Origin of the sequence: Pseudomonas sp. MH9.2 (assembly GCF_034353875.1) — a bacterium.
GTDB lineage: Bacteria > Pseudomonadota > Gammaproteobacteria > Pseudomonadales > Pseudomonadaceae > Aquipseudomonas.
On record NZ_CP133784.1, the window covers coordinates 2,929,051 to 2,951,981 of the forward strand.

The following is a 22,931-nucleotide window of genomic DNA, read 5'->3' on the forward strand; positions in this document are numbered from 1 at the left end:
CCACGCCACATGCAGCACACTCCCAAACGGCGTACGCTTCGCCGACTGTTTGACTGACATCAAGGGAGTAAACCCGGGGTCTGTCAGAATTGGATGTACTAAGAGCAGGATGCACCCATGCCAACGAATCGCCGTCGTTCCAGTCTTTTTGCTATCGCCCTGATCGTGTTATTGGTCGCTGCCGGTGGCTTTGGTTACTGGAAATCTACCCGTGATCGCCTGCCCGAAGGGCTATACATGGGCAATGGTCGGTTGGAGGCCACCGAAGTACAGATCGCCAGCAAGATTCCGGGGCGTCTGGCCGAAGTCCGTGTGGATGAAGGCGACAAGGTGATCAAGGGCCAACTCCTGGCGCGCATGGACACCCGCACCCTGGAAGCACAACGTGCCCAGGCCGAAGCCGAAGTACTGCGTGCGCGGGAAAACTACGCTGCCGCCCAGGCCAATGTGCAATTTCGCCAAAGCGAACAACTGCTGGCCAACCAGGAACTCAAGCGCGCCCAAACCATGTTTGAGCGCGGGTACGCCAGCCGCCAGCAGATTGACCAGTTGCAAGCAAAGCTCGACACCTCCAACGCAGCAGTCGTCTCTGCCCGTGCGCAAGTCGGCGCGGTGGGCGCAGCCATCGGTGCCGCTCAGGCACAGGTTGCACAGCTGACCAGCGAGATTGACGACAGCAGTTTGCGCGCCCCTCTGGACGGCATTATCCAGCTGCGCCTGGCCGAGCCGGGTGAAGTATTGGCCGCAGGCGGACGGGTGTTGCTGCTGATCGACCCCAATGATCGATACATGAATCTGTACCTGCCGACCTCGGTCACCGGCAAGCTGACCGTCGGCGACGATGCACGCATCCTGCTCGACGCACTGCCCCTCCAACCCTTGCCAGCCCGTATCAGTTTTGTCGCGGACAAGTCGCAATTTACCCCCAAAGAAGTTGAAACCAGGGATGAGCGACAAAAACTGGTGTTTCGGGTCAAGTTGCGCCTGACCGACGTCAGCGCCATCCCTCAAGCCAAGTCGGGCATGCCAGGTGCAGGTTACGTACGCACCGCCACAGTGGACTGGCCGGCTAACCTGCAATGAGCGATATGGCGCTGCAAGCCAAGGGTGTCAGCCACCGTTATGGCAAACGGCAAGCCCTGAGCGACATCAGCTTTAGCCTGCCCAGCGGCACCCGGTGCGGGCTGATCGGCCCCGATGGTGCGGGCAAGTCCAGCCTGTTGGCGCTGATTGCCGGAGTGAAAAAGCTTCAGCAAGGCGATTTGCAGGTGCTCGGTGGCTCAATCGAGAAACGCAGCCATCGCAGCAGCCTTTATCCGCGTATTGCGTTCATGCCTCAAGGCTTGGGCAATAACCTGTACCCCGAGCTGTCCATCCGGGAAAACATTCATTTCTTTGCCACACTGTTCGGCCTGTCCCGGGCCGAGAGCGATCAACGCATGCTCAACCTGCTGGCCGCGACGGACCTGACGAGCTTCGCTGACCGCCCGGCAGGCAAGCTGTCCGGCGGCATGAAACAGAAGCTGGGGCTGTGTTGCGCGCTGATCCATGAACCCGACCTGCTGATCCTCGACGAACCCACCACCGGCGTTGACCCGTTGTCACGTCGGCATTTCTGGGAGCTGGTCGAGCAGGTACGCAGCCAACGGCCGCAACTGACCCTGCTGGTGGCTACCGCCTACATGGAAGAGGCCGAGCAGTTCGAGCAGTGTCTGATGCTGGATCGCGGCAAGTTGATCGCCCAGGGTTTGAGCAGCGAGCTGGCAGGCGCCACGCCAAGCGGCAAACTCGACGAGGCGTTCACTCACTTCCAGAGCGACAAGCGCCGCAACAGCGAGCCACTGGTGATTACACCGCGCGTGGGCGACAACAGCGAAATCGCCATTGAGGCCCACGAGCTGACATTGCGTTTCGGCGACTTTACCGCAGTGGACAAGGTCAGCTTTGCCATCGGCCGAGGTGAGATTTTCGGCTTCCTCGGTTCCAACGGTTGCGGCAAAACCACGACCATGAAGGTCCTCACCGGCTTGATCCCGGCCAGCGAAGGCAGCGCCACGCTGCTGGGCAAGGCCGTGGACGCCAAGGATCTGGAGACACGCAAGCAGGTCGGTTTCATGTCGCAGAGCTTCTCGCTGTATGGCGAACTCAGCGTGCAGCAGAATCTGGAGCTGCATGCGCGACTGTTCGATTTACCCAAAGACCAAAGCCGCGAACGGATCGCCGAGCTGATCCAGCGCTTCGACCTTGGCGACGTTGCCACGCAGCAGTCCGGCGACTTGCCTCTGGGCTTGCGTCAGCGTCTGTCATTGGCCGTTGCAGTGCTGCACCGCCCGCAGGTGTTGATCCTCGATGAGCCTACCTCGGGCGTCGACCCGGCCGCTCGGGATGACTTCTGGCGCTTGCTGATCGAACTGTCCCGCGAGCAAGGGGTGACGATCTTTCTTTCCACTCACTTCATGAATGAAGCCCAGCGCTGCGACCGTATCTCGTTGATGCACGCCGGTAAGGTGCTGGCCTGCGACACGCCCGCCGCGCTACAGAAGCAGTTCGGTGGCGAAACGCTGGAAGCTGCATTTGTCACCTGCCTGGAGCAAGCTCAGGGCAATATCGAAAAAGCTCCGTCCAACAGTGAAACCATCCAGGGTGTTGAACCCACGGCACCCAAGGCGACGAAACGAGGTTTCACCTTCGCACGTCTGATCGCCGTGGCCAGCCGTGAAGGCAAAGAGTTGCTGCGCGACAAGGTTCGCCTTGGGTTTGCGCTACTGGGCGCGATGTTCATGATGGTGATCTTCGGCTACGGCATTTCCCTGGATGTCGAGAACCTGGCCTTCGCGGTGTACGACCAGGACCAGACACCGCAAAGTCGCGCCTACCTGGAAGCATTCCGCAGCTCCCGGTATTTCGACGAACGTACGCCCATCACCGATTCGGTCCAGCTGCACAAACGCCTGCAACGCTCGGAGATAAAACTGGCACTGGAAATCCCGCCCGGCTTTGGCCGTGACCTGTATGCAGGGCGGCAACCCGCCGTCGCCGCATGGCTCGATGGCGGCATGCCGTTTCGCGCCGAAACCAGCCGCAACTATGTGGAGCAGGTGCATCAGGACAACATGGTGCAAATGGCGGCGCTGAGCAGTCGACCTCAAGGCCCCGGTGCCGCCGCGAAGCTGGAAACGCGCTTTCGCTACAACCAGGATGTGGTCAGCGTGAACGCTATCGGGCCCGGTGTCATGGCGCTGATCCTGGCGTTTATCCCGGCAATGCTCACGGCGTTGGGCATCGTCCGCGAAAAGGAACTGGGCTCGATCACCAACTTCTACGCCACACCTCTGACCCGCCTGGAGTTCCTGCTGGGCAAACAGGTGCCCTATCTGGTGGTCAGCCTGATCAACCTGGCCCTGCTGGTGGCGATGAACCTGTGGCTGTTTGGCGTACCGTTCAAGGGCAGTGGCCTGACCCTGGCATTCGGCGGATTGCTGTACGTGCTGGCGACCACCAGCCTCGGCCTGCTCATCTCGGCCTTCACCCGCACGCAAATTGCCGCGATCCTCGGCACCATGATTCTGACTAGCCTGCCGACCATTCAGTTTTCCGGGCTGATCGTGCCGCGCTCATCCCTGGACGGCGCCGCAGCGGTCTCGGGCATGTTGTTCCCCGCAGGGTACTTCCTCGACATCGCCGTAGGCACCTTCACCAAAGCGCTGGACCTGCGTGAACTCTGGCCGCAGTGCCTGGCGCTGTTCGGGTTCTTTATTGCCTTCACCGGGCTGAGCCTGGCCATGTTGAAAAAGCAGGAGGCCTGATGAACAAACTTGCACACATCTGGCGCCTGGGCTTCAAGGAACTCACCAGCCTCGGGCACGACAGCGTATTGCTGCTGTTCCTGCTGTACGCCTTCACCGTGGCGATTTACATGCCGGCCGCCGGCTCCGTGATCGGCGTCCACAATGCCAGCGTGGCAATAGTCGATGAAGACCACAGCCATGTGTCCCGACAACTCAGCGAGGCGCTGCTGCCCCCAGAATTCCAGGTTCCGATGCCGTTGGCCTACAACCGGCTGGATCAGACCATGGACGGCGGTCAGTACACCTTCGTCATCAACGTACCGGCCAACTTTCAGGCCGATCTCCTGGCCGGTCGTCAGCCCACAGTGCAGGTCAACGTCGATGCCACCGCCATGAGCCAGGCGTTCATGGGTGCCGGTTACATTGCACGGATCTTCCAACGGGTGCTGCTCGAGTACAGCGGTCAGGACGCCGCCGCCCGCAACGTACCCGCGACTATGACCACGCGGGCGCTGTTCAACTCGAACCTGGAGGGCGGCTGGTTTCTAGCGGTGATTCAGATCGTCAACAACATCACCATTCTGGCGATCGTCCTGACCGGCACCGCGCTGCTGCGCGAACGCGAGCACGGCACCCTCGACCACTTGCTGGTCTTGCCGTTGACCGCGCTGGAAATCATGCTGGCGAAAATCGGCAGCAACGCGCTGGTTGTGGTGGTGTGTACCTGGCTTTCACTGGAAGTGATCGTCAAGGCCGCGCTGGGCGTGCCGCTGGCCGGGTCCATGAGCCTGTTCCTGATGGTCACGGCGTTTTATCTGTTCGCCAGTACCGCACTGGGGATATTCCTCGCTACCCTCGCCCGCTCGACACCGCAGTTCGGGTTGCTGGCGATTCCGGTGATCATCCCCATGCTCCTGCTTTCAGGCGGCAGCACCCCGCTGGACAGCATGCCGCAGTGGCTGCAATGGGTCATGCAGGCCTCGCCTTCCACCCATTTCGTCAGCCTCAGCGCCGCGATTCTGTTCCGCGATGCCGGGCTTGCCGTGGTCTGGCCCGACCTGCTGGCGCTGATCGCCATCGGCTTACTGTTCTTCGTGGTCGCGCTGATGCGCTTCCGTAAAAGCCTGGCCTCATAGAGGCCAGAGACAGGCCCGATTACTGAACGATCAGGTTGTTGAAGAGCAAGTCTTCGACAATCGGCTTACCTTCTTCATCATTCATGATCTGCTGAGTCTGCTTGAGCGCTTCCTGACGCAGCTTTTCCTTGGCCTCGACGTTGTTCATGGTCTCAGCGGTTTGCTGGGAGAACAACGCGACCAGCTGATTACGAATCAGTGGCTCGTTGCGCTTCACCGCCTTCTCGGCATCCCCGCCAGTAACCCGCAGCGCGATATCGGCCTTATAGACCCGCAACTTCGGCCCGCCATCCAGGGCGTAGTTGCCGACAAACGCAGGCGTCAGCGTGACATAAGCCACTTTCGTCGCATCGCCCTCTTTACCTTCTTTGCTTTCTTGAGCCGATGCCGCCAGGGGCAGTGACAACGCCAACAACATGATCATCCACGCTTTCACAGTTCACTCCTTATCCGATTTGCTGCGTAGCTTACTTCAGCTTGAGCCAGCTTATGCCTGCTTATCAGGCCGGGGCATGCTGATTGACCCACAAACCCACCTATCTACACTTATCGGCTATAACTCCAAAAGGAATAGCCCGATGAAAGCCGTGCTGTGCAAAGCCTTCGGTCCCGCCGAAACGCTGGTACTGGAAGAAGTCCCCAACCCTGAAGCGAAGAAAAACGAAATCGTCATGGACGTGCATGCTGCCGGGGTAAATTTTCCGGACACGCTGATCATCGAGGGCAAATACCAGTTCAAGCCGCCCTTCCCCTTCTCACCGGGCGGCGAATCGGCAGGCGTGATTTCAGCGGTCGGTGAAAAAGTCAGCCATCTTAAAGTCGGCGACCGGGTCATGGCCCTGACCGGCTGGGGCAGCTTCGCCGAACACGTCGCAGTGCCCGCCTACAACGTACTGCCCATGCCTGAAACGATGGACTTCACCACCGCAGCCGCGTTCAGCATGACCTACGGCACCTCGATGCACGCGCTGAAACAACGCGCCAACCTACAACCCGGCGAAACCCTGCTGGTGCTCGGCGCCTCAGGCGGCGTCGGCCTGGCCGCCGTCGAAATCGGCAAAGCCATGGGCGCCAGAGTCATCGCCGCCGCCAGCAGCGCCGACAAACTCGCCGTCGCCAAAGCCGCTGGCGCCGATGAACTGATCAACTACAGCGAAACCAACCTCAAAGACGAAATCAAACGCCTCACCAACGGCCTGGGTGCCGACGTCATCTATGACCCGGTCGGCGGCGACCTGTTCGACCAGGCCATCCGCGCCATCGCCTGGAACGGTCGGTTGCTGGTAGTCGGGTTTGCCAGTGGCCGGATTCCAGAATTACCGGTTAATTTGGCATTGTTAAAGGGGGCTTCGGTGGTTGGGGTGTTCTGGGGGTCATTTGCGCAAAGACAGCCTCAGGACAATGCCGCCAACTTCCAGCAGTTGTTTAACTGGTATGCGGAAGGAAAGTTGAAACCACTGGTGTCTCAGGTCTATCCGCTAGAAAAAACGGCGGATGCGATTAATGCGCTGGGACAGCGGAAAGCCGTTGGAAAGGTGGTGGTGCGGGTTCGTTAATGCCCAATCCATAACAGCCGACTTGTCTGTGCGGCGTCAAACACAAGACGCGGACTGACACCGTTTCAGCCGCGCCTCTAGGTTCAAATCCGGCATGGCGTGGCTGCGCAGGGCGCTGACGGTTTGTTCGACGTAGTCGCGGGTCGTGCCGGAGCGGCCGCAGGTCGTGGCCAGCACTTGGCTCAGGACCGCGTCGGGCAGGTTGCCGGCGTAGCTGGGCAGGTGACGCTCAAGCACGAAACCCAATGCGCGGACCCGAGTGCCATCTTCGAGGCGGCAGCTGAGCCAATGGGGTCGGTAGGAGGGATAAGGCATCTCGCGCTGCCAGAGCGCCAATAAAGACTCTTGCAGACAGTCTTCGGGCAGGCGGTAGGCAAACCCGCTACATGAGCCGCCGCGATCCAGGCCAAACACCAGGCCGGGAAGTTCGGGCGTGCCACGATGTTCGTGGGACCACAGGTACAAACCACGATGATAACCGTGCACCCTACCGCGCTGCCGCTCCACGGCGGAGCATTCGGGGCGCCAGATCAAGGAGCCGTAGGCGAACAACCAGACAGGGCCACCCTGATGCAGCTTCATGGTGTTCTGCATTGAGTTCATCAGTTGTTCGAGGGTCAATTGCGGCCCCAGATCAATCACTGGTGGGTAACCGAGTTCCAGACCGGCATGAGCAGCCGTCATCAAACTATTGAATTCATTCCCCATTTCCTTCCCCCCTGGCCCTGCTACTGCCAGTTGTACCCGACCTTTGCGCCGCAGAACATCCCCGCTGGCATCGGGCGGGGAAACGCATCGACAACAACTTCGCCATCAGACGCTTAAATATCAGACTTTGTCGGAGGCTTGCCCGTCACGTTGCAGCGCCCACACGTCTGAAAATATTATGCAATAAATAATCCACCGCCCAGGCCCGCCAGCCTGAACCCACTCAAATGAGCAGATAAAAAGACCTGTCAGCTACTCCCATTGAGGAAAAAACAGGAACTTCCTATTCAAATCATGGACAATTTACCCTTTCAACCTATACGACCCGCGTATAAAGCCGCTTCATGGCAATACCGGCTGAGAGAGTTAGCAATAATGAGTACATCAGGAAAAAGCACGGTCTTGGCCGCGCTTTTGTTCATTTCGGCGACCTGCACGCAGGCTGCTGAAGAGTCGCAAGATAAAAAAGACGGCTTCTGGCTTGTTCAGGCCAGCGTCTACACCCGTCACTTTTCCTCCGACTCCGATCACAATGACCATCAACATCTGATTGGTCTGGAGCGCAACGAGGCCTCAGGTCTGGTCTATGGCGCGGCAAGCTTTCGCAACTCGTTCGACCAACAGTCGGCCTACGCCTATATCGGCAAGCGCTATGAGAGCGCCAATTATCCGGTCTATGTGAAGATCTCGGGCGGGCTGCTTTATGGATATCGTGGCGAATACCGCGACAAGATCCCTCTGAATCGCTTTGGCATCGCGCCAGCGATCATCCCGTCGGTGGGTGTTCACTTCGGCCCCGTCACCACCGAACTGGTTCTGCTGGGGACCTCGGCGACCATGATCAACGTCGGCGTACGCTTCTAAAGCCTACGCACAGACTTGCTACGCCCTTGGGGCGTAAGCAAAGACATCGGCACGCATCTGATGCGCATCCATGCCCGCTGATACCAAGGCGTCGAGGGTGGCGTAGATCATCGCCGGGGAGCCACTGCCGTAAACATACACCGACGACAAATCGCTGATGTCTTCGCACACGGCTTCATGGAGCATGCCGCAACGACCTTCCCAGCCGCACAAATCACTGACCACTTTATGCAGGTGCAGGTTAGGCAATTGCTTCCACTCGTCCCAATGGGACAGCTCATAGAAGTCTTCAGGCCGCCGCACGCCCCAGTACAGGTGCACCGGGTGTTTGAAACCCTTGGCACGGCAATGCTCGATCAGGCTGTGCATCTGCGCCATACCCGTACCCGCGGCAATCAGCACCAGTGGCCCCTCGGGCAATTCAGCGAGATGGGTATCGCCGTAGGGCATTTCGATGTGCACGATGCGATTACGCTGTAATTGTTCGATCAGGCTCTGTGCGCTGGCTTCGCGCACCAGCACATGCAACTCCAGATCGCGCCCGCAATGGGGGGCCGAGGCCATGGAAAAGGCTGATTTCTCGCCATTTTCGCGCTCGATCATCAAGTACTGCCCGGCGTGATAGCGCGGCGGCTTGCCAGCGGGAGCTCTCAAGCCGACCCGCCACACATCGCCACCGACTTCGACGCACTCACTCACCTGGCAGGCCAGTTTGCGCACCGGCAGTTCTCCGCGCGCCAGCACCCCGTCCCACATCACGATGCAGTCTTCCAGGGGCTCGGCCAGACAGGTGTAGATCTCGCCATGATTCAGCGTCACCCCTGCCTGCAATACGCGGCCTTCCACCAACAACGCGGCACAAATATGGCAGTTACCATTCCGGCAGCTTTGTGGGCATTCATAGCCAAGACGTGTCGCGGCGTCGAGTATCCCTTCGCCGGGCAACATCTCCAGTACCGCACCAGACGGCTGCAAGGTTACGCGCATCAATCTATTCCTAACTCGTTCCAGATATCGTCGATCCGGCGTGTCACCGCCTCATCCTTGACGATAACCCGACCCCACTCGCGCGTGGTCTCTCCCGGCCATTTGTGAGTTGCGTCCAGGCCCATCTTCGACCCCAATCCGGACACCGGCGACGCGAAGTCCAGATAGTCGATGGGTGTGTTATCGATCATCACAGTGTCACGCTTGGGGTCCATCCGCGTGGTGATAGCCCAGACCACGTCGTTCCAGTCACGGGCATTGATGTCGTCATCCGTGACGATAACGAATTTGGTGTACATGAACTGTCGCAGGAACGACCAAACCCCCAGCATTACGCGCTTGGCGTGGCCGGGATACTGTTTCTTCATGGTCACGATGGCCATGCGGTACGAGCAACCTTCAGGCGGCAAGTAAAAGTCCGTGATCTCCGGGAACTGCTTTTGCAGAATCGGCACGAAGACTTCGTTCAACGCCACACCGAGAATCGCCGGTTCATCAGGTGGCCGCCCGGTGTAGGTGCTGTGATAGATCGGTTTTATCCGGTGGGTAATGCGCTGGACGGTGAACACCGGGAAGCTGTCGACTTCGTTGTAGTAACCGGTATGGTCGCCGTAAGGGCCTTCGGCAGCCATCTCGCCGGGATGGATCACGCCTTCCAGGACGATTTCCGCACTGGCAGGCACTTGCAGGTCGTTGCCACGGCACTTGATCAGCTCGGTGCGATTACCCCGCAGCAAACCGGCAAAGGCGTATTCAGACAGGCTGTCAGGCACCGGCGTGACGGCACCGAGAATAGTCGCGGGGTCTGCACCCAGCGCCACCGCCACCGGGAACGGCTGGCCAGGGTGTTTATCGCACCACTCCTTGAAGTCCAGTGCACCACCACGGTGGCTGAGCCAGCGCATGATGACTTTGTTACGGCCAATGACTTGCTGACGATAGATACCGAGATTTTGCCGGTCCTTGTTCGGACCCTTGGTGACTGTCAGTCCCCACGTAATCAGCGGACCGACATCGCCCGGCCAGCAGGTTTGTACCGGCAGCATCCCGAGATCGACATCATCGCCTTCGATGACCACTTCCTGGCACGGTGCGTCTTTGACGACTTTAGGCGCCATGGCAATGATTTTTCGGAAGATCGGCAGCTTCGACCAGGCGTCTTTCAGGCCTTTAGGCGGCTCGGGTTCCTTGAGGAACGCCAACAGCTTGCCGATTTCACGCAGCTCGCTGACGGCTTCGGCGCCCATGCCCATCGCCACGCGCTGAGGCGTGCCGAACAGGTTGCCAAGCACCGGAATGTCGTAACCGATGGGCTTTTCGAAGAGCAGAGCCGGACCTTTGTTGCGCAGGGTCCGGTCGCAAATTTCAGTCATCTCAAGCACCGGCGAGACAGGCACCTGAATGCGTTTCAACTCTCCGCGCTGCTCAAGCTGCTGCACGAAATCCCGCAGATCCTTGAATTTCATTAACCAGGCCATTCATCAAATAGACGCACATCCTACCTGCTCTGAAGGTCGGCGGCAGCTCATCAACGCGCAATAGCTGCGCTTAACGGGGATTTTCAGCTAAAAAAAATGGTGCCCCGAGGGACACCATTCTTTTCACACGGTCCGACCTGTTATTTACGCTTCATCGACAGGAAGAACTCGTCGTTGGTCTTGGTCTGCTTCAGCTTATCGATCAGGAACTCGATAGCAGCGACTTCGTCCATCGGGTGCAGCAATTTGCGCAGAATCCACATCCGTTGCAGCTCGTCATCAGCGGTCAGCAACTCTTCGCGGCGGGTACCGGACCGGTTGATGTTGATCGCCGGGAACACACGCTTTTCAGCGATTTTGCGATCCAGAGGCAGTTCCATGTTGCCCGTGCCTTTGAATTCTTCGTAAATCACTTCATCCATCTTCGAGCCGGTTTCAACCAGCGCGGTGGCGATGATGGTCAGCGAGCCGCCTTCTTCGATGTTCCGTGCAGCACCGAAGAAACGTTTCGGTTTCTCCAGGGCGTGAGCATCGACACCACCGGTGAGCACTTTGCCGGAGCTTGGAATCACGGTGTTGTAGGCGCGAGCCAGACGGGTGATGGAGTCCAGCAGGATGACCACATCCTTTTTGTGCTCGACCAGACGCTTGGCCTTCTCGATCACCATTTCGGCGACCTGGACGTGCCGGGTTGGCGGCTCGTCGAATGTCGAGGCAACCACTTCGCCGCGCACAGTGCGCTGCATTTCGGTCACTTCTTCCGGACGCTCATCGATCAGCAGTACGATCAGATGCACTTCCGGATTGTTACGTGTGATGTTCGCCGCGATGTTCTGCAGCATGATGGTCTTGCCAGCCTTTGGCGGCGCAACGATCAAACCGCGCTGACCTTTACCGATCGGGGCGCAAAGATCGATCACCCGGCCAGTCAGGTCTTCAGTGGAACCGTTACCGATTTCCATCTTCATGCGAACTGTCGGGAACAACGGCGTCAGGTTTTCGAAAAGAATCTTGTTCTTCGCGTTTTCCGGACGGTCGTAGTTGATCGTGTCGACCTTGAGCAGCGCGAAATAACGCTCGCCCTCTTTAGGTGGACGGATTTTGCCGACGATGGTGTCGCCAGTGCGCAGGTTGAAACGGCGGATCTGGCTGGGAGAGACGTAGATATCGTCTGGACCGGCAAGGTAGGAAGCGTCTGCAGAGCGGAGAAATCCGAAGCCGTCCTGGAGAATCTCCAACACACCATCACCGGAAATTTCCTCGCCGCTTTTGGCGTGCTTTTTCAGCAGGGAGAAAATCACATCCTGCTTGCGCGAACGGGCCATATTTTCTATGCCCATCTGTTCGGCCATTTCGAGCAGATCGGTAATCGGCTTTTGCTTGAGTTCAGTCAGGTTCATATAGGAATGACGTAATCATGTATGGGAGGGGAAATTAAGCTTTTGGCTTAATGAGGCCGCGCCGCAGAGAAAGCGACAGGATCGCGTACTAATTCGAAAGGAGAGCGTCGGCGACGGCTAGCAGGGGACAACGGAGAAACCATTGCGGGGCCGAATGTAACACCTGACTTTCAGGGCGTCTAGTCCCGCACAATGAAAAAGCCCCGCAATCTGCGGGGCTTTTGGTGTTTCAGATATTTGCGTCGAGAAACGCCATCAACTGCGACTTCGACAGCGCGCCCACCTTGGTGGCCTCTACGTTGCCGTTCTTGAACAGCATCAGTGTCGGGATACCGCGCACGCCATGCTTGGCTGGCGTTTCCTGATTTTCGTCGATGTTCAGCTTGGCGATGGTCAACTTACCCTTGTAAGTCTCGGCGATCTCGTCCAAAACAGGGGCAATCATCTTGCAAGGGCCACACCACTCCGCCCAGTAATCAACAAGTACAGGACCGGCAGCCTGGAGGACATCGGCGTCGAAGCTGGCATCGCTGACGTGTTTGATAAGGTCGCTACTCATGGAAAGTCTCCGAGGTCGTAGGCTAAAAACGTCGCTCATCATAGCGGGACTGGCCGCATTCAGGAAGTCAGGGGTGATTGAGTCTCGCTATGACGATGCATGAGCCTGGTTATGGCGATGAGCATCTCACCTCAATCGGGCTCCAATCCTTGGCCTTCCGCACGCAACTGAGCGGAGAGAAGCGAATTTATTCGCGAATGGCCTGACTCGGGTGGCTTGACGCGACGCTTCGCGTTGGCGCCAGAGGTGGATCGTGGCACGATGGCCGGGTTATCGACCGAGACCATTGATCATGCTGCAGTCCCCACCCAAGAATCTTTCTTTGATAGCCGCCATCGACCTGGGCTCAAACAGCTTTCATATGGTCGTGGCCAAAGCCAATCTTGGCGAAATCCGGATACTGGAGCGGCTGGGCGAGAAGGTTCAGCTGGCGGCCGGGATCACTGAAGAGCGCCTGCTCACTGAAGAATCCATGCAGCGCGGGCTCGATTGCCTCAAGCGCTTTGCCCAACTGATCAACGGCATGGAGCCTGGCTCGGTGCGGATCGTGGGCACCAATGCCCTGCGTGAAGCACGCAACCGCATCGAGTTCATCCGCCGCGCCGAAGAGATTCTTGGTCATCCCGTGGAAGTGATCTCCGGCCGCGAAGAAGCCCGCCTGATTTACCTTGGCGTGTCCCATACGCTGGCCGATACGCCTGGCAAACGCCTGGTGGCCGACATTGGTGGCGGCAGTACCGAATTCATCATCGGCCAGCGCTTCGAACCGCTGCTGCGCGAAAGCCTGCAGATGGGCTGCGTCAGCTACACCCAACGCTATTTCCGTGACGGCAAGATCACCCCGGCCCGTTATGCACAGGCCTATACGGCGGCGCGTCTGGAAATCATGAGCATCGAACACGCGCTGCATCGCCTGAGCTGGGATGAAGCCATCGGTTCGTCTGGGACCATCCGCGCCATTGGCCTGGCACTCAAAGCCGGCGGACATGGCACGGGTGAAGTCAACGCCGAAGGGCTGTCCTGGCTCAAACGCAAGATGTTCAAACTCGGCGATGTCGAGAAAATCGACTTTGAAGGCATCAAGCCTGACCGCCGGGCGATTTTCCCGGCAGGTCTGGCGATTCTCGAGGCGATTTTCGATGCGCTGGAACTCAGCCGCATGGATCACTGCGAAGGCGCCCTACGTGAAGGTGTGCTCTACGACCTGATGGGCCGCTACCATCATGAAGACGTCCGTGAACGCACCCTCAGCTCGCTGATGGAGCGTTACCACGTTGACCTTGAACAGGCCGCCCGTGTCGAGCACAAAGCCCTGCACGCCCTTGAGCAGGTCGCTGCGGCCTGGGACCTGGAAGACGATCTGTACAGCGAGCTGTTGAGCTGGGCCGCCAAGGTGCATGAAGTGGGGCTGGACATCGCCCACTATCACTACCACAAGCACGGCGCGTACCTGATCGAACACTCTGACCTGGCCGGTTTCTCCCGCGAAGATCAGCTCATGCTGGCCCTGCTGGTGCGTGGCCACCGCCGCAATATTCCCAAGGACAAGTTCGCCGAGTTCGGCGATGAAGGCATCAAGCTGATTCGCCTGTGCGTGTTGCTGCGCTTTGCGATCCTGTTCCATCACATTCGTGGCACCCAAGAGATGCCGCAAGTGACCTTGCACGCGAACGGTCAGAACCTGGACGCGCTGTTCCCGGACAACTGGCTGGAAAACAACCAACTGACTCAGGCCGACTTCGCGCAGGAAGCGGAGTGGTTGACCCGAGTCGGTATCGTCTTCAGCGTACGCTGAGGACCGGGTTGCTCAGGCGCTCAAGCAGAGTGGCCTGGGCGCTGCGCGGGTTCTGGTTGCCGGTTGGCGTGCTGCGGACGTAACGACCGTCCGAGTGCAGGATCCAGGCATGGGTGTTGTCGGTCAGGTAACTTTCCAGCTCCCTCTTGACCCGCAGGATCAACTTTTTGCCTTCCACCGGGAAGCAAGTCTCGACCCGCTTGTCGAGGTTGCGCTCCATCCAGTCAGCGCTGGACAGGTACATCTGCTCTTCACCGCCATTGAGGAAGTAGAAGACCCGCGTGTGCTCCAGGAAGCGACCGATGATCGAGCGCACATAGATGTTGTGCGAAACGCCGGCAATTCCAGGACGCAGGCAGCACATGCCCCGCACCACCAAATCGATACGCACGCCAGACTGACTGGCCTTGTACAACGCGCGAATGATCTTCGGATCAGTCAATGAGTTGAACTTGGCGATGATGTGCGCCGGCTTGCCATCGAGCGCGAACTGCGTCTCGCGGGCAATCATGTCGAGCATGCCTTTTTTCAGGGTGAACGGCGCATGCAGCAGCTTCTTCATGCGCAACGTTTTACCCATGCCGATCAACTGACTGAACAACTTGCCGACGTCCTCGCACAAGGCGTCATCGGAGGTCAGCAGGCTGTAGTCGGTATATAGGCGAGCATTGCCGGCGTGGTAGTTACCCGTCCCCAAGTGCGCATAACGGACGATTTCACCGGCTTCACGGCGCAGGATGAGCATCATCTTGGCGTGCGTTTTGAAGCCGACCACACCATAAATCACCACCGCACCGGCCGCTTGCAGACGGCTGGCCAGTTGCAGGTTGGATTCTTCATCGAAACGCGCACGCAACTCGATCACGACCGTAACTTCTTTGCCGTTACGCGCAGCATCGACCAGCGCATCGACGATTTCCGAGTTGGCACCGCTGCGGTACAGGGTCTGCCGGACCGCCAACACATGCGGGTCTTTCGCTGCCTGACGCAGCAGGTCCACCACGGGGGTGAAGGACTCGAACGGGTGCAGCAGCAGAATGTCCTGCTTGCTGATCACGTTGAAAATGTTCTCGCTGTTCTGCAACAGCTTGGGGATCGCTGGAGTGAACGGCGTGTACTGAAGCTCAGGATGGCTGTCCAGGCTGGTGATACTGAACAGACGCGTGAGGTTGACCGGACCGTTGACGCGATACAGTTCGGTGTCGCTCAGGTTGAACTGTTTGAGCAAGTAGTCGGACAGGTGTTTCGGGCATGTATCAGCGACTTCCAGGCGCACTGCATCGCCATAACGACGCGAAAAAAGTTCGCCACGCAGAGCACGGGCCAAGTCTTCGACGTCCTCGGTATCGACCGCCAGGTCGGCGTTTCGGGTCAAACGGAACTGGTAGCAGCCCTTGACCTTCATGCCCTGGAACAGGTCATCGGCGTGAGCGTGGATCATCGATGACAGGAATACATAATTGTCCCCTGTCCCACCGATCTCTTCCGGAACCTTGATGATTCGCGGCAACAGACGCGGTGCCGGGATGATCGCCAGCCCTGAGTCGCGACCGAAGGCGTCAACGCCTTCCAGCTCGACGATAAAGTTCAGGCTCTTGTTCACCAGCAACGGAAACGGGTGCGTTGGGTCGAGCCCGATCGGGGTGATGATCGGCGCAATTTCGTCACGGAAATAGCGACGAACCCAAGCCTTGAGCTTCGCCGTCCAGTAACGACGACGAATGAAGCGAACCTGATGTTTTTCCAGCTCGGGCAGCAAAATGTCGTTGAGGATCGCGTATTGGCGATCAACATGACCATGCACCAGCTCGCTGATCCGTGCCAGCGCCTGATGGGGCTGCAAACCGTCTGCGCCCGCCTGTTCTCGAGCGAAAGTGATCTGCTTCTTCAGGCCGGCAACACGAATTTCGAAGAACTCATCAAGGTTACTGGAGAAGATCAACAGAAACTTCAGCCGCTCCAGTAATGGATAAGACTCGTCCAGCGCCTGTTCCAGTACCCGAATATTGAACTGCAATTGCGACAGCTCGCGATGGATGTACAGGCTGCTGTCGTCCAGGTTCGGGATGACGATGGCCTGTGCCACCGGTACGGGTAGCACTTCAGGGACGGGCAGCACTTCGATGCTTGGCTCAACCACCGGCTGAGCCTCCTGGACGGCGATCTGAACAGCTGCTTCGGTGAGTCCTTCGGTATTCATGGGTGTTCCTGATAGGGACTATTGCCCTTTTAACAGTTGAGCAGCACGAACGGCGAAATAAGTAAGAATGCCGTCAGCACCTGCACGTTTAAAAGCGGTAAGGGACTCAAGAATCACACCCTCACTCAACCAGCCATTCTGGATCGCGGCCATGTGCATCGCGTACTCACCGCTGACCTGATAGACGAAGGTCGGTACCTTGAATTCGTCTTTGACCCGGTACAGGATGTCCAGGTACGGCATACCCGGCTTGACCATCACCATATCAGCCCCTTCAGACAAGTCGGCCGCGACTTCGTGCAGCGCCTCGTTGCTGTTGGCCGGGTCCATTTGATAGGACGCCTTGTTGGCTTTACCCAGGTTCAGCGCCGACCCTACCGCATCGCGGAACGGCCCGTAGTAGGCGCTGGCATATTTCGCCGAGTACGCCATGATCCGCACATTCACGTGATCGGCAAGCTCAAGGGCTTCGCGGATCGCCTGAATGCGACCGTCCATCATGTCAGAAGGCGCAACTACTTGCGCGCCGGCAGCCGCATGGGACAGCGCTTGTTTAACCAGCGCATCGACGGTGATGTCGTTCTGCACATAGCCATCTGCGTCGAGAATGCCATCTTGACCGTGCGTGGTAAACGGATCGAGGGCAACGTCGGTAATCACACCCAACTCAGGGAAACGATCACGCAGCGCGCGAGTGGCTCGCTGAGCAATCCCCTCAGGGTTCCAGGCTTCAGCACCATCAAGGGATTTTTTCTCGGGCGCGGTCACCGGAAACAACGCCAACGCCGGAATGCCCAGCGCCACCCACTGCTCAGCTTCCTGCAACAACAAGTCGATGCTCAGACGCTCAACGCCCGGCATCGACGAAATCGTTTCACGACGGTTTTCACCATCGAGAACAAAAACCGGAAGGATCAGGTCGTCGACGGTCAATACGTTTTCACGGACCAGGCGACGGGAGAAATCATCACGACGATTACGGCGCAAACGGGTAAGAGGAAACAAGCGGTTGGCGGGGGTAAAGCTCACGGCAAGACTCCATAGCCCGCGCAGGCGGGCAAGCGTGACAGTTATAAGCCACCATTATGACCAATGTATGACATCTATGCGCAACGTGCGACGGTAGGACGCAACCATTGTCTCCGTAGGAATTCTTCACGTCGAGACACATATCCACACTTTCCTGAATGTCTTCTAAGCGTTAGGCTGCGCGTTCATTTCGCCAGCACCCAGACAATGCTCCAACAATTTTTGCAGGACTTTGGCTACTTTGCCCTTTTCCTTGGAACCTTTTTTGAAGGTGAGACGATCCTTGTCCTCGCCGGCTTTCTTGCGTTCCGAGGTTACATGGATATCAACATGGTCGTGGTCGTGGCCTTCCTTGGAAGCTACGCCGGTGATCAGCTTTGGTATTTCCTGGGGCGTAAGCACGGCCGCAAGTTGCTGGCACGCAAACCGCGCTGGCAGTTATTGGGTGACAAGGCCCTGGAGCAAATTCGCAAACACCCGGATATCTGGGTGCTGAGTTTTCGCTTCGTCTATGGGCTGCGTACCGTGATGCCGGTGGCGATTGGCCTGTCCGGTTATCCGCCTGGGCGCTACCTGCTGCTCAATGGCCTGGGTGCCGGTGTCTGGGCCGCGGCACTGGGTGCGGCCGCTTATCACTTTGGCGCACTACTCGAAGGTCTGCTGGGTAACGTCAAAAAATATGAGCTTTGGGTGCTGGGCGCCCTGCTATTGCTTGGCGGCGTTCTGTGGCTACGTAGACGAATCAAAGCCGCACGCATTGCCAAAGAGCTGGAAATGACGTCCGCCAAAGTCGTCACCGTTGACGTCAAGAGTCAGCCAAACGAATGAAATGTCCGCGAGCGCAATACAGCCCCATTGCGCTCAGCAGCACGTAAGTCAGCAAGGTCACCCAGCCCAGCGGACTCACGGCCCAAAGCCCCAGCGCCTGCGCAAGCCCCATTAACGGCACGTTCAGCACCAGACGGGCGCACTCCAGCTTGATCGCCCCAGGCCGGTTCTCCAGCGCCACGCCGAGCACAAACAAACCAAGCGTGACCCAGACCCAGCCGAGCACCAGTGCCGGCGGGGCCAAGCTGTCGCCCACCCCCATCAGGTAGCTGCCCAACGCAGCATGGATAGCGAACTGCGCGGCGATGTAGACCTGCTGCGAACGGCTTAACGGCACCTCGAATTTGCGAAACTGGCTCAGGTCTGCCTTGCCCAGCGGGTACTTGGTCGCGACATCCGCCGGGCGCCAGCCGGTGCGCATAAACCAGATCCGCAGCGCATCCCACAGGCTCTCGGTACGCCGTGCGTCGGCGGCAAGTTGGGCGTAAAACTGCACGTTTGCCCATAATGGATTCCAGCTCGCCAGTGGCGTGGTGACACCGAAAATCGTTGGATCACTGTCCAGCTCTTCCTGGAAAGAACCCAATAATCTGTCCCAGACAATGAACACTCCGCCGTAGTTGCGATCCATGTAAACAGGGTTCTGCGCATGGTGAACACGATGATTGGACGGGGTCACGAACACCCATTCGAACCAGCCCAGCTTGGGAATGTGGCGGGTGTGCACCCAGAACTGATACAACAAATTGAGCGCCGCGACGCTGACGAACACCAGCAAGGGCACGCCCAGCACTGCCATCGGCAGGTAGAAAATCCAACTGAGCAGAAAGCCGGTGCTGGTCTGACGCAGAGCCGTGGAGAGGTTGTACTCCTCACTCTGGTGATGGACTGAATGCGCCGCCCACAATACGTTGCGCTCGTGCCCCATGCGGTGCAGCCAGTAGTAACAGAAGTCATAGAGCACGAACGCAAACACCCACACCCATGGGCTGTCGGGCGAAAGCTGCTGCAGCGACAGATGCTCAAGGGCAAACGCGTAGGTCAGCACGCCGACGCCCTTGGTCAGCAAGCCGCTGGTAGTCGACAGCACGCCCGTGCTCAGGCTGTTGATCGAATCGGACAAGCGATACGTATTAACCTTGCGCCAACGATCAGCCAACAGCTCCACGGCAATCAGCACAAAGAAGAACGGCACGGCATACAGAATCAAATTCATGGGGTTGCCACTCAGGAGGCCTCTTGCCAAAGATTAGGCCCGGATTGGCCAAAACCCTATGGCAGCGAATGACAAATTAGTGGACATTTAACGACATTCTTGTCACAGCCTTTAAAGAAACGGCCAGCGTGCGAATCAGCCGATTCAGCGCCATGAACAGGAGCAAAAACGCGATGCAAAAGAGAGTGGCAGTGATTCTTTCCGGCTGCGGCGTCCAGGACGGAGCGGAGATCCATGAGAGCGTCCTCACCCTGCTGCGCCTGGACCAACGCGGCGTCGAGGTTCAATGTTTTGCCCCTGATATTGCGCAACACGATGTGATCAACCATCTGACCGGCGAAAAAATGTCCGAGTCGCGCAACGTCCTGATCGAGTCTGCACGTATTGCCCGTGGCGCGATCAAGGATATTCGCGAGGCCAATGCAGAGGATTTTGATGCGCTGATCATGCCGGGTGGATTTGGCGTGGCGAAAAACCTGTCCAATTTCGCCTTCGAAGGCGTCCATTGCAGCCTGCAGCCTGAGCTTCTGACGCTGGCCGAAGCCTTTGCCGAATCAGGGAAACCCATAGGGTTGATCTGCATTTCCCCCGCGTTGGCCGCGAAAATCTATGGGCCGGGCGTAACCTGCACCATCGGCAACGACCCGGACACCGCCAAGGCCATCTGCAAAATGGGCGGCATCCACAAAGAGTGCGCAGTCGACGAGATTGTCGAGGACACCGCACGCAAACTGGTCAGCACCCCGGCCTACATGACCGCCCAGTCGATCAGCGAATCGGCGGCCGGGATCAACAAACTGGTGGATCGGGTGATTGAGTTGACGCAGGAAAACGACGATTAACGGTGAACATCGCCCAATCCTGACTTAAGGGTATTCCCGCGCCAGCCGCGTCAGAATCCTGTCCAGCGCATTGGCGAACGCTTGTTTTTCACGGTCGCCATGGGGCGCTGGGCCACCGCTCATCTGGCCCTGATCACGCAGGTCAGTGAACAGGTTTCGCACCGCCAGACGATCCCCCATGTTCTGCGGGTCGAACTCGCGGCCCCGAGGGTCGAGTGCCGCAACGCTTTTTTTGATCAGCCGATCCGCCAACGGCACATCGCTGCAAATCACCAGTTCGCCCGGCACGGCATGCTCGACCAGGTAATCATCCGCCGCGTCTGGCCCGCTGGGCACCACGATCAATTTGACGCACGCGTACGTCGGTTTGACCTGGCTTTGCCCAGCCACCAGCAATACCTCGAAATGACGCTTCAAAGCGAACTTGATGACTTGGTCTTTAGCTGCCCGGGGGCAAGCGTCGGCATCGATCCAGACGCGCATACAGTTTTCCTAGACCGCCAGAATGCGGCGTTTCTCAGCCAAACGGCTACGGCCATACAACACGGCAATCGCTAACAAGGCAACTGCCTGTGCTGACAGCGAGTACGCGTCGGCATGAATACCCAGCCAATCGAACTCGAAGAACGGCACCGGACGCGTGCCGAAGACTCCAGCCTCTTGCAACGCCTTGACACCATGCCCGGCAAACACCACCGACAACCCGCACAGCAGCCCTGCGTTGATGCTGAAAAACAGCGCCAGTGGCAGCTTGGCCGAACCGCGCAAAATCACCCAAGCCAGACCGACCAACAACACCAGCGCCGTCGCGCCACCGGCCAGCACGGCGTTATGACCCGCTGGACCGGCCTGCAGCCACAGGGTTTCGTAGAACAGGATGACCTCGAACAACTCGCGATAGACCGAGAAGAAGGCAAGGATTGCGAAGCCAAAACGGCCACCACCGCCCACCAGGCTGCTCTTGATGTAATCCTGCCAGGCGGCGGCATGACGGCGGTCGTGCATCCATACCCCGAGCCACAACACCATGACGCTGGCAAACAACGCCGTGGCACCTTCAAGCAATTCACGCTGAGCGCCGCTGACATCAATCACATACGCGGCCACCGCCCACGTCGCGAGACCCGCGAGCAGGGCCAGCCCCCAACCCATGTTGACGCTGCGTACCGCCGACTCCTGGCCAGTGTTGCGCAGGAACGCCAGAATCGCCGCCAGCACCAGAATCGCTTCCAGACCTTCGCGCAGCAGAATCAGCAGACCCGAGATATAGCTCAGCGACAGACTCAGGCCATCGCTGCCGAGCAGATCCGCCGATTGTTTGAGCAGGGCTTTAGCCGCTTCCAGCTTCTGCGCTGCCTGCGCTACCGGCAGGCCATCCTGCAACGACTGACGGTAAGCCATCAGGGATTTTTCAGTGGCCTTGCGAACGTTGGGGTCGACGTTGTCCAGCGAGCTTTCAACCAGCTCAAACCCTTCCAGATAGGCCGCGACCGACAGGTCATACGCTTGCTCGTGATCGCCTGCACGGTACGCCGCCAGGCTCCTGTCCAGCGTCATGCGGGTGTATTCGAGCAGTTGCCCAGGGCCACGTTGTGCTTGCGGTGGCTGGGCGCGCTGGGCACGGAAGGTCGCGGCAACCTCAACACCTTGAGCCGCACTCACTTCTGCCGGCGTTTGCCGGGCCAGATCGGCCAAATTGAATACCGTGCCTTTGGCCGCAGCGGGATCAGCCGTGAAACTGGCGATATAGGTCGCCACGTCCCAACGCTGACGGTCGTCCAGTTGGTCGGCGAACGCGGGCATGTCCGTGCCTTGCACACCCAGGCCCAGCGTGTTGTAAACGTCATACAGACTTAAGTGGTCGAGTCGGGCCTTGTTACGCAGATTGGCGGGCGGCGGCGTCAAACCAATCCCGGCCGGACCATCACCCGCCCCGGCGTCACCATGGCACACCGAACAATGCTGGGCGTATAACGGCGCACCGCGGGCAGGATCGGGGGTGATTGCCGGGGCTTGGCTGACTTCGTACGTCACCGCCAGCTTCGCCGCCAGTAGTCGAGCCTGGCGCGCTACAGCCGCGCCCTCTTGATGCTCGCTCACGGCCTCGCGCAAGCTGCCAACGCCCTGCTCCAGCTCCGTGCGCTCCGCACGGGCAGGCAACGTGACAATCAAACCCTGCAAGACGGTCAGAAATTCCAACTGTTCGCGGTATTCAGATTCATCGATGACCTTTCCATCAGCAACGGTCGCGGGATAGTCCGCACCTATATAACCCAGCATGTGTAACGCCTGAGCGGCGCCATCAACAGGGTTAGCCAGCAACTCGAAGCTGCACAGGACAAACACGGGCAGCATCAGCCAAGCCCAAAAACGGGAGGGGAAAGACATCAAGGAATCCCAAATAAGAATGCGTTGTATTACATTGTATCAATATTTCTCGTTCGCATGCAGCTACGTTTGGGATGGACGGTGCGACACCGCGCCGCACAGCCTCCTGAGCATGTCTGTGGGTGCGATGGTCTGTTCGCGAACGAGACTGCGCGCG

General features: G+C 58.6%; 19 protein-coding genes. 8 read left to right on the top strand and 11 right to left on the bottom strand.

What is annotated here, in order from left to right:
• Positions 1 to 117 precede the first annotated feature (117 nt).
• The 3 genes from RHM55_RS13810 to RHM55_RS13820 are packed head-to-tail and all read left to right on the top strand — an operon-like array spanning position 118 to position 4,924.
• Positions 118 to 1,083 (top strand): HlyD family secretion protein, encoded by a 966-nt coding sequence (locus tag RHM55_RS13810; protein WP_322176939.1) that lies wholly within the window; start codon positions 118 to 120, stop codon positions 1,081 to 1,083.
• Complete coding sequence (gene rbbA / locus RHM55_RS13815; protein WP_322176940.1) at positions 1,080 to 3,806, top strand: ribosome-associated ATPase/putative transporter RbbA; 2,727 nt, start codon at positions 1,080 to 1,082, stop codon at positions 3,804 to 3,806. Before RHM55_RS13810 ends, rbbA begins: the two co-directional genes overlap by 4 nt.
• Positions 3,806 to 4,924: an ABC transporter permease gene (locus RHM55_RS13820; RefSeq protein WP_322176941.1), complete on the top strand. Its 1,119-nt coding sequence runs from the start codon at positions 3,806 to 3,808 to the stop codon at positions 4,922 to 4,924. Before rbbA ends, RHM55_RS13820 begins: the two co-directional genes overlap by 1 nt.
• A 19-nt stretch (positions 4,925 to 4,943) precedes the next feature.
• Here RHM55_RS13820 and RHM55_RS13825 read toward each other — a convergent pair whose 3' ends face one another.
• On the bottom strand, positions 4,944 to 5,360 hold the full coding sequence (locus RHM55_RS13825; protein WP_322176942.1) for a flagellar basal body-associated protein FliL: 417 nt from the start codon (positions 5,358 to 5,360) through the stop codon (positions 4,944 to 4,946).
• 142 nt (positions 5,361 to 5,502) lie between these two features.
• On the opposite strand from RHM55_RS13825, the gene RHM55_RS13830 reads away from it, so the two are divergent.
• Entirely contained in the window at positions 5,503 to 6,480 is a 978-nt protein-coding gene (locus RHM55_RS13830) for an NADPH:quinone oxidoreductase family protein (protein WP_322176943.1), read from the top strand.
• 36 nt (positions 6,481 to 6,516) lie between these two features.
• Here the strand turns inward: RHM55_RS13830 and RHM55_RS13835 are convergent, their stop codons facing one another.
• Positions 6,517 to 7,188: a gamma-glutamylcyclotransferase gene (locus RHM55_RS13835; protein ID WP_416151981.1), complete on the bottom strand. Its 672-nt coding sequence runs from the start codon at positions 7,186 to 7,188 to the stop codon at positions 6,517 to 6,519.
• A 375-nt stretch (positions 7,189 to 7,563) separates the two neighbouring features.
• Between RHM55_RS13835 and RHM55_RS13840 the strand changes: the two genes are divergently transcribed.
• Positions 7,564 to 8,052, top strand: a complete 489-nt coding sequence (locus RHM55_RS13840) for a sn-glycerol-3-phosphate transporter (protein ID WP_322176944.1) — start codon at positions 7,564 to 7,566, stop codon at positions 8,050 to 8,052.
• 18 nt (positions 8,053 to 8,070) lie between these two features.
• Here RHM55_RS13840 and RHM55_RS13845 read toward each other — a convergent pair whose 3' ends face one another.
• The 4 genes from RHM55_RS13845 to trxA all read right to left on the bottom strand — a co-directional run bounded on the left by RHM55_RS13845 (position 8,071) and on the right by trxA (position 12,476).
• Positions 8,071 to 9,039 carry a CDP-6-deoxy-delta-3,4-glucoseen reductase gene (locus RHM55_RS13845; protein ID WP_322176945.1) on the bottom strand — a complete coding sequence of 323 codons (969 nt, stop codon included), beginning with the start codon at positions 9,037 to 9,039 and terminating at the stop codon, positions 8,071 to 8,073.
• A complete protein-coding gene (ubiD, locus tag RHM55_RS13850; RefSeq protein WP_322176946.1) occupies positions 9,039 to 10,505 on the bottom strand; it encodes a 4-hydroxy-3-polyprenylbenzoate decarboxylase in 1,467 nt (488 codons plus the stop codon). Before ubiD ends, RHM55_RS13845 begins: the two co-directional genes overlap by 1 nt.
• Before the next feature lie 152 nt (positions 10,506 to 10,657).
• Positions 10,658 to 11,917: a transcription termination factor Rho gene (gene rho / locus RHM55_RS13855; protein ID WP_219062987.1), complete on the bottom strand. Its 1,260-nt coding sequence runs from the start codon at positions 11,915 to 11,917 to the stop codon at positions 10,658 to 10,660.
• Positions 11,918 to 12,146: 229 nt separating this feature from the next.
• Complete coding sequence (gene trxA / locus RHM55_RS13860; RefSeq protein WP_219062988.1) at positions 12,147 to 12,476, bottom strand: thioredoxin TrxA; 330 nt, start codon at positions 12,474 to 12,476, stop codon at positions 12,147 to 12,149.
• Between the two features lie 292 nt (positions 12,477 to 12,768).
• Here trxA and ppx point away from each other — a divergent pair, with 292 nt between their 5' ends.
• Positions 12,769 to 14,271: an exopolyphosphatase gene (ppx, locus tag RHM55_RS13865; RefSeq protein WP_322176947.1), complete on the top strand. Its 1,503-nt coding sequence runs from the start codon at positions 12,769 to 12,771 to the stop codon at positions 14,269 to 14,271.
• Here the strand turns inward: ppx and ppk1 are convergent.
• Together ppk1 and hemB are read right to left on the bottom strand one after the other, a co-directional pair.
• Positions 14,258 to 16,471, bottom strand: coding sequence for a polyphosphate kinase 1 (gene ppk1 / locus RHM55_RS13870; protein WP_322176948.1), 2,214 nt, complete (start codon positions 16,469 to 16,471; stop codon positions 14,258 to 14,260). The genes ppx and ppk1 overlap by 14 nt on opposite strands.
• Positions 16,472 to 16,489: 18 nt before the next feature.
• Positions 16,490 to 17,500 carry a porphobilinogen synthase gene (gene hemB, locus RHM55_RS13875; protein WP_322176949.1) on the bottom strand — a complete coding sequence of 337 codons (1,011 nt, stop codon included), beginning with the start codon at positions 17,498 to 17,500 and terminating at the stop codon, positions 16,490 to 16,492.
• A 207-nt stretch (positions 17,501 to 17,707) separates the two neighbouring features.
• Between hemB and RHM55_RS13880 the strand changes: the two genes are divergently transcribed.
• Complete coding sequence (locus RHM55_RS13880) at positions 17,708 to 18,328, top strand: DedA family protein (RefSeq protein ID WP_322176950.1); 621 nt, start codon at positions 17,708 to 17,710, stop codon at positions 18,326 to 18,328.
• Here RHM55_RS13880 and RHM55_RS13885 read toward each other — a convergent pair.
• Positions 18,306 to 19,544, bottom strand: a complete 1,239-nt coding sequence (locus RHM55_RS13885) for a sterol desaturase family protein (protein ID WP_322176951.1) — start codon at positions 19,542 to 19,544, stop codon at positions 18,306 to 18,308. The genes RHM55_RS13880 and RHM55_RS13885 overlap by 23 nt on opposite strands.
• Before the next feature lie 173 nt (positions 19,545 to 19,717).
• On the opposite strand from RHM55_RS13885, the gene elbB reads away from it, so the two are divergent.
• Positions 19,718 to 20,386 (top strand): isoprenoid biosynthesis glyoxalase ElbB, encoded by a 669-nt coding sequence (gene elbB / locus RHM55_RS13890; RefSeq protein WP_322176952.1) that lies wholly within the window; start codon positions 19,718 to 19,720, stop codon positions 20,384 to 20,386.
• A 24-nt stretch (positions 20,387 to 20,410) separates the two neighbouring features.
• On the opposite strand, the gene RHM55_RS13895 is transcribed toward elbB, so the two are convergent.
• Both RHM55_RS13895 and RHM55_RS13900 read right to left on the bottom strand, forming a co-directional pair.
• Positions 20,411 to 20,869 (bottom strand): YaiI/YqxD family protein, encoded by a 459-nt coding sequence (locus RHM55_RS13895; RefSeq protein WP_322176953.1) that lies wholly within the window; start codon positions 20,867 to 20,869, stop codon positions 20,411 to 20,413.
• Between the two features lie 9 nt (positions 20,870 to 20,878).
• Complete coding sequence (locus RHM55_RS13900) at positions 20,879 to 22,774, bottom strand: cytochrome c/FTR1 family iron permease (protein ID WP_322176954.1); 1,896 nt, start codon at positions 22,772 to 22,774, stop codon at positions 20,879 to 20,881.
• Between the last annotated feature and the right edge of the window lie 157 nt (positions 22,775 to 22,931).

Bases quoted from the DNA above. Each gene is read 5' to 3' on its own strand.
- RHM55_RS13810 (WP_322176939.1), top strand. From the start codon at position 118: ATGCCAACGAATCGCCGTCGTTCCAGTCTTTTTGCTATCGCCCTGATC.
- rbbA (WP_322176940.1), top strand. From the start codon at position 1,080: ATGAGCGATATGGCGCTGCAAGCCAAGGGTGTCAGCCACCGTTATGGC.
- RHM55_RS13820 (WP_322176941.1), top strand. From the start codon at position 3,806: ATGAACAAACTTGCACACATCTGGCGCCTGGGCTTCAAGGAACTCACC.
- RHM55_RS13830 (WP_322176943.1), top strand. From the start codon at position 5,503: ATGAAAGCCGTGCTGTGCAAAGCCTTCGGTCCCGCCGAAACGCTGGTA.
- RHM55_RS13835 (WP_416151981.1), bottom strand. From the start codon at position 7,188: ATGGGGAATGAATTCAATAGTTTGATGACGGCTGCTCATGCCGGTCTG.
- RHM55_RS13840 (WP_322176944.1), top strand. From the start codon at position 7,564: ATGAGTACATCAGGAAAAAGCACGGTCTTGGCCGCGCTTTTGTTCATT.
- RHM55_RS13845 (WP_322176945.1), bottom strand. From the start codon at position 9,039: ATGCGCGTAACCTTGCAGCCGTCTGGTGCGGTACTGGAGATGTTGCCC.
- ubiD (WP_322176946.1), bottom strand. From the start codon at position 10,505: ATGAAATTCAAGGATCTGCGGGATTTCGTGCAGCAGCTTGAGCAGCGC.
- rho (WP_219062987.1), bottom strand. From the start codon at position 11,917: ATGAACCTGACTGAACTCAAGCAAAAGCCGATTACCGATCTGCTCGAA.
- trxA (WP_219062988.1), bottom strand. From the start codon at position 12,476: ATGAGTAGCGACCTTATCAAACACGTCAGCGATGCCAGCTTCGACGCC.
- ppx (WP_322176947.1), top strand. From the start codon at position 12,769: ATGCTGCAGTCCCCACCCAAGAATCTTTCTTTGATAGCCGCCATCGAC.
- ppk1 (WP_322176948.1), bottom strand. From the start codon at position 16,471: ATGAATACCGAAGGACTCACCGAAGCAGCTGTTCAGATCGCCGTCCAG.
- RHM55_RS13880 (WP_322176950.1), top strand. From the start codon at position 17,708: ATGCTCCAACAATTTTTGCAGGACTTTGGCTACTTTGCCCTTTTCCTT.
- RHM55_RS13885 (WP_322176951.1), bottom strand. From the start codon at position 19,544: ATGAATTTGATTCTGTATGCCGTGCCGTTCTTCTTTGTGCTGATTGCC.
- elbB (WP_322176952.1), top strand. From the start codon at position 19,718: ATGCAAAAGAGAGTGGCAGTGATTCTTTCCGGCTGCGGCGTCCAGGAC.
- RHM55_RS13895 (WP_322176953.1), bottom strand. From the start codon at position 20,869: ATGCGCGTCTGGATCGATGCCGACGCTTGCCCCCGGGCAGCTAAAGAC.
- RHM55_RS13900 (WP_322176954.1), bottom strand. From the start codon at position 22,774: ATGTCTTTCCCCTCCCGTTTTTGGGCTTGGCTGATGCTGCCCGTGTTT.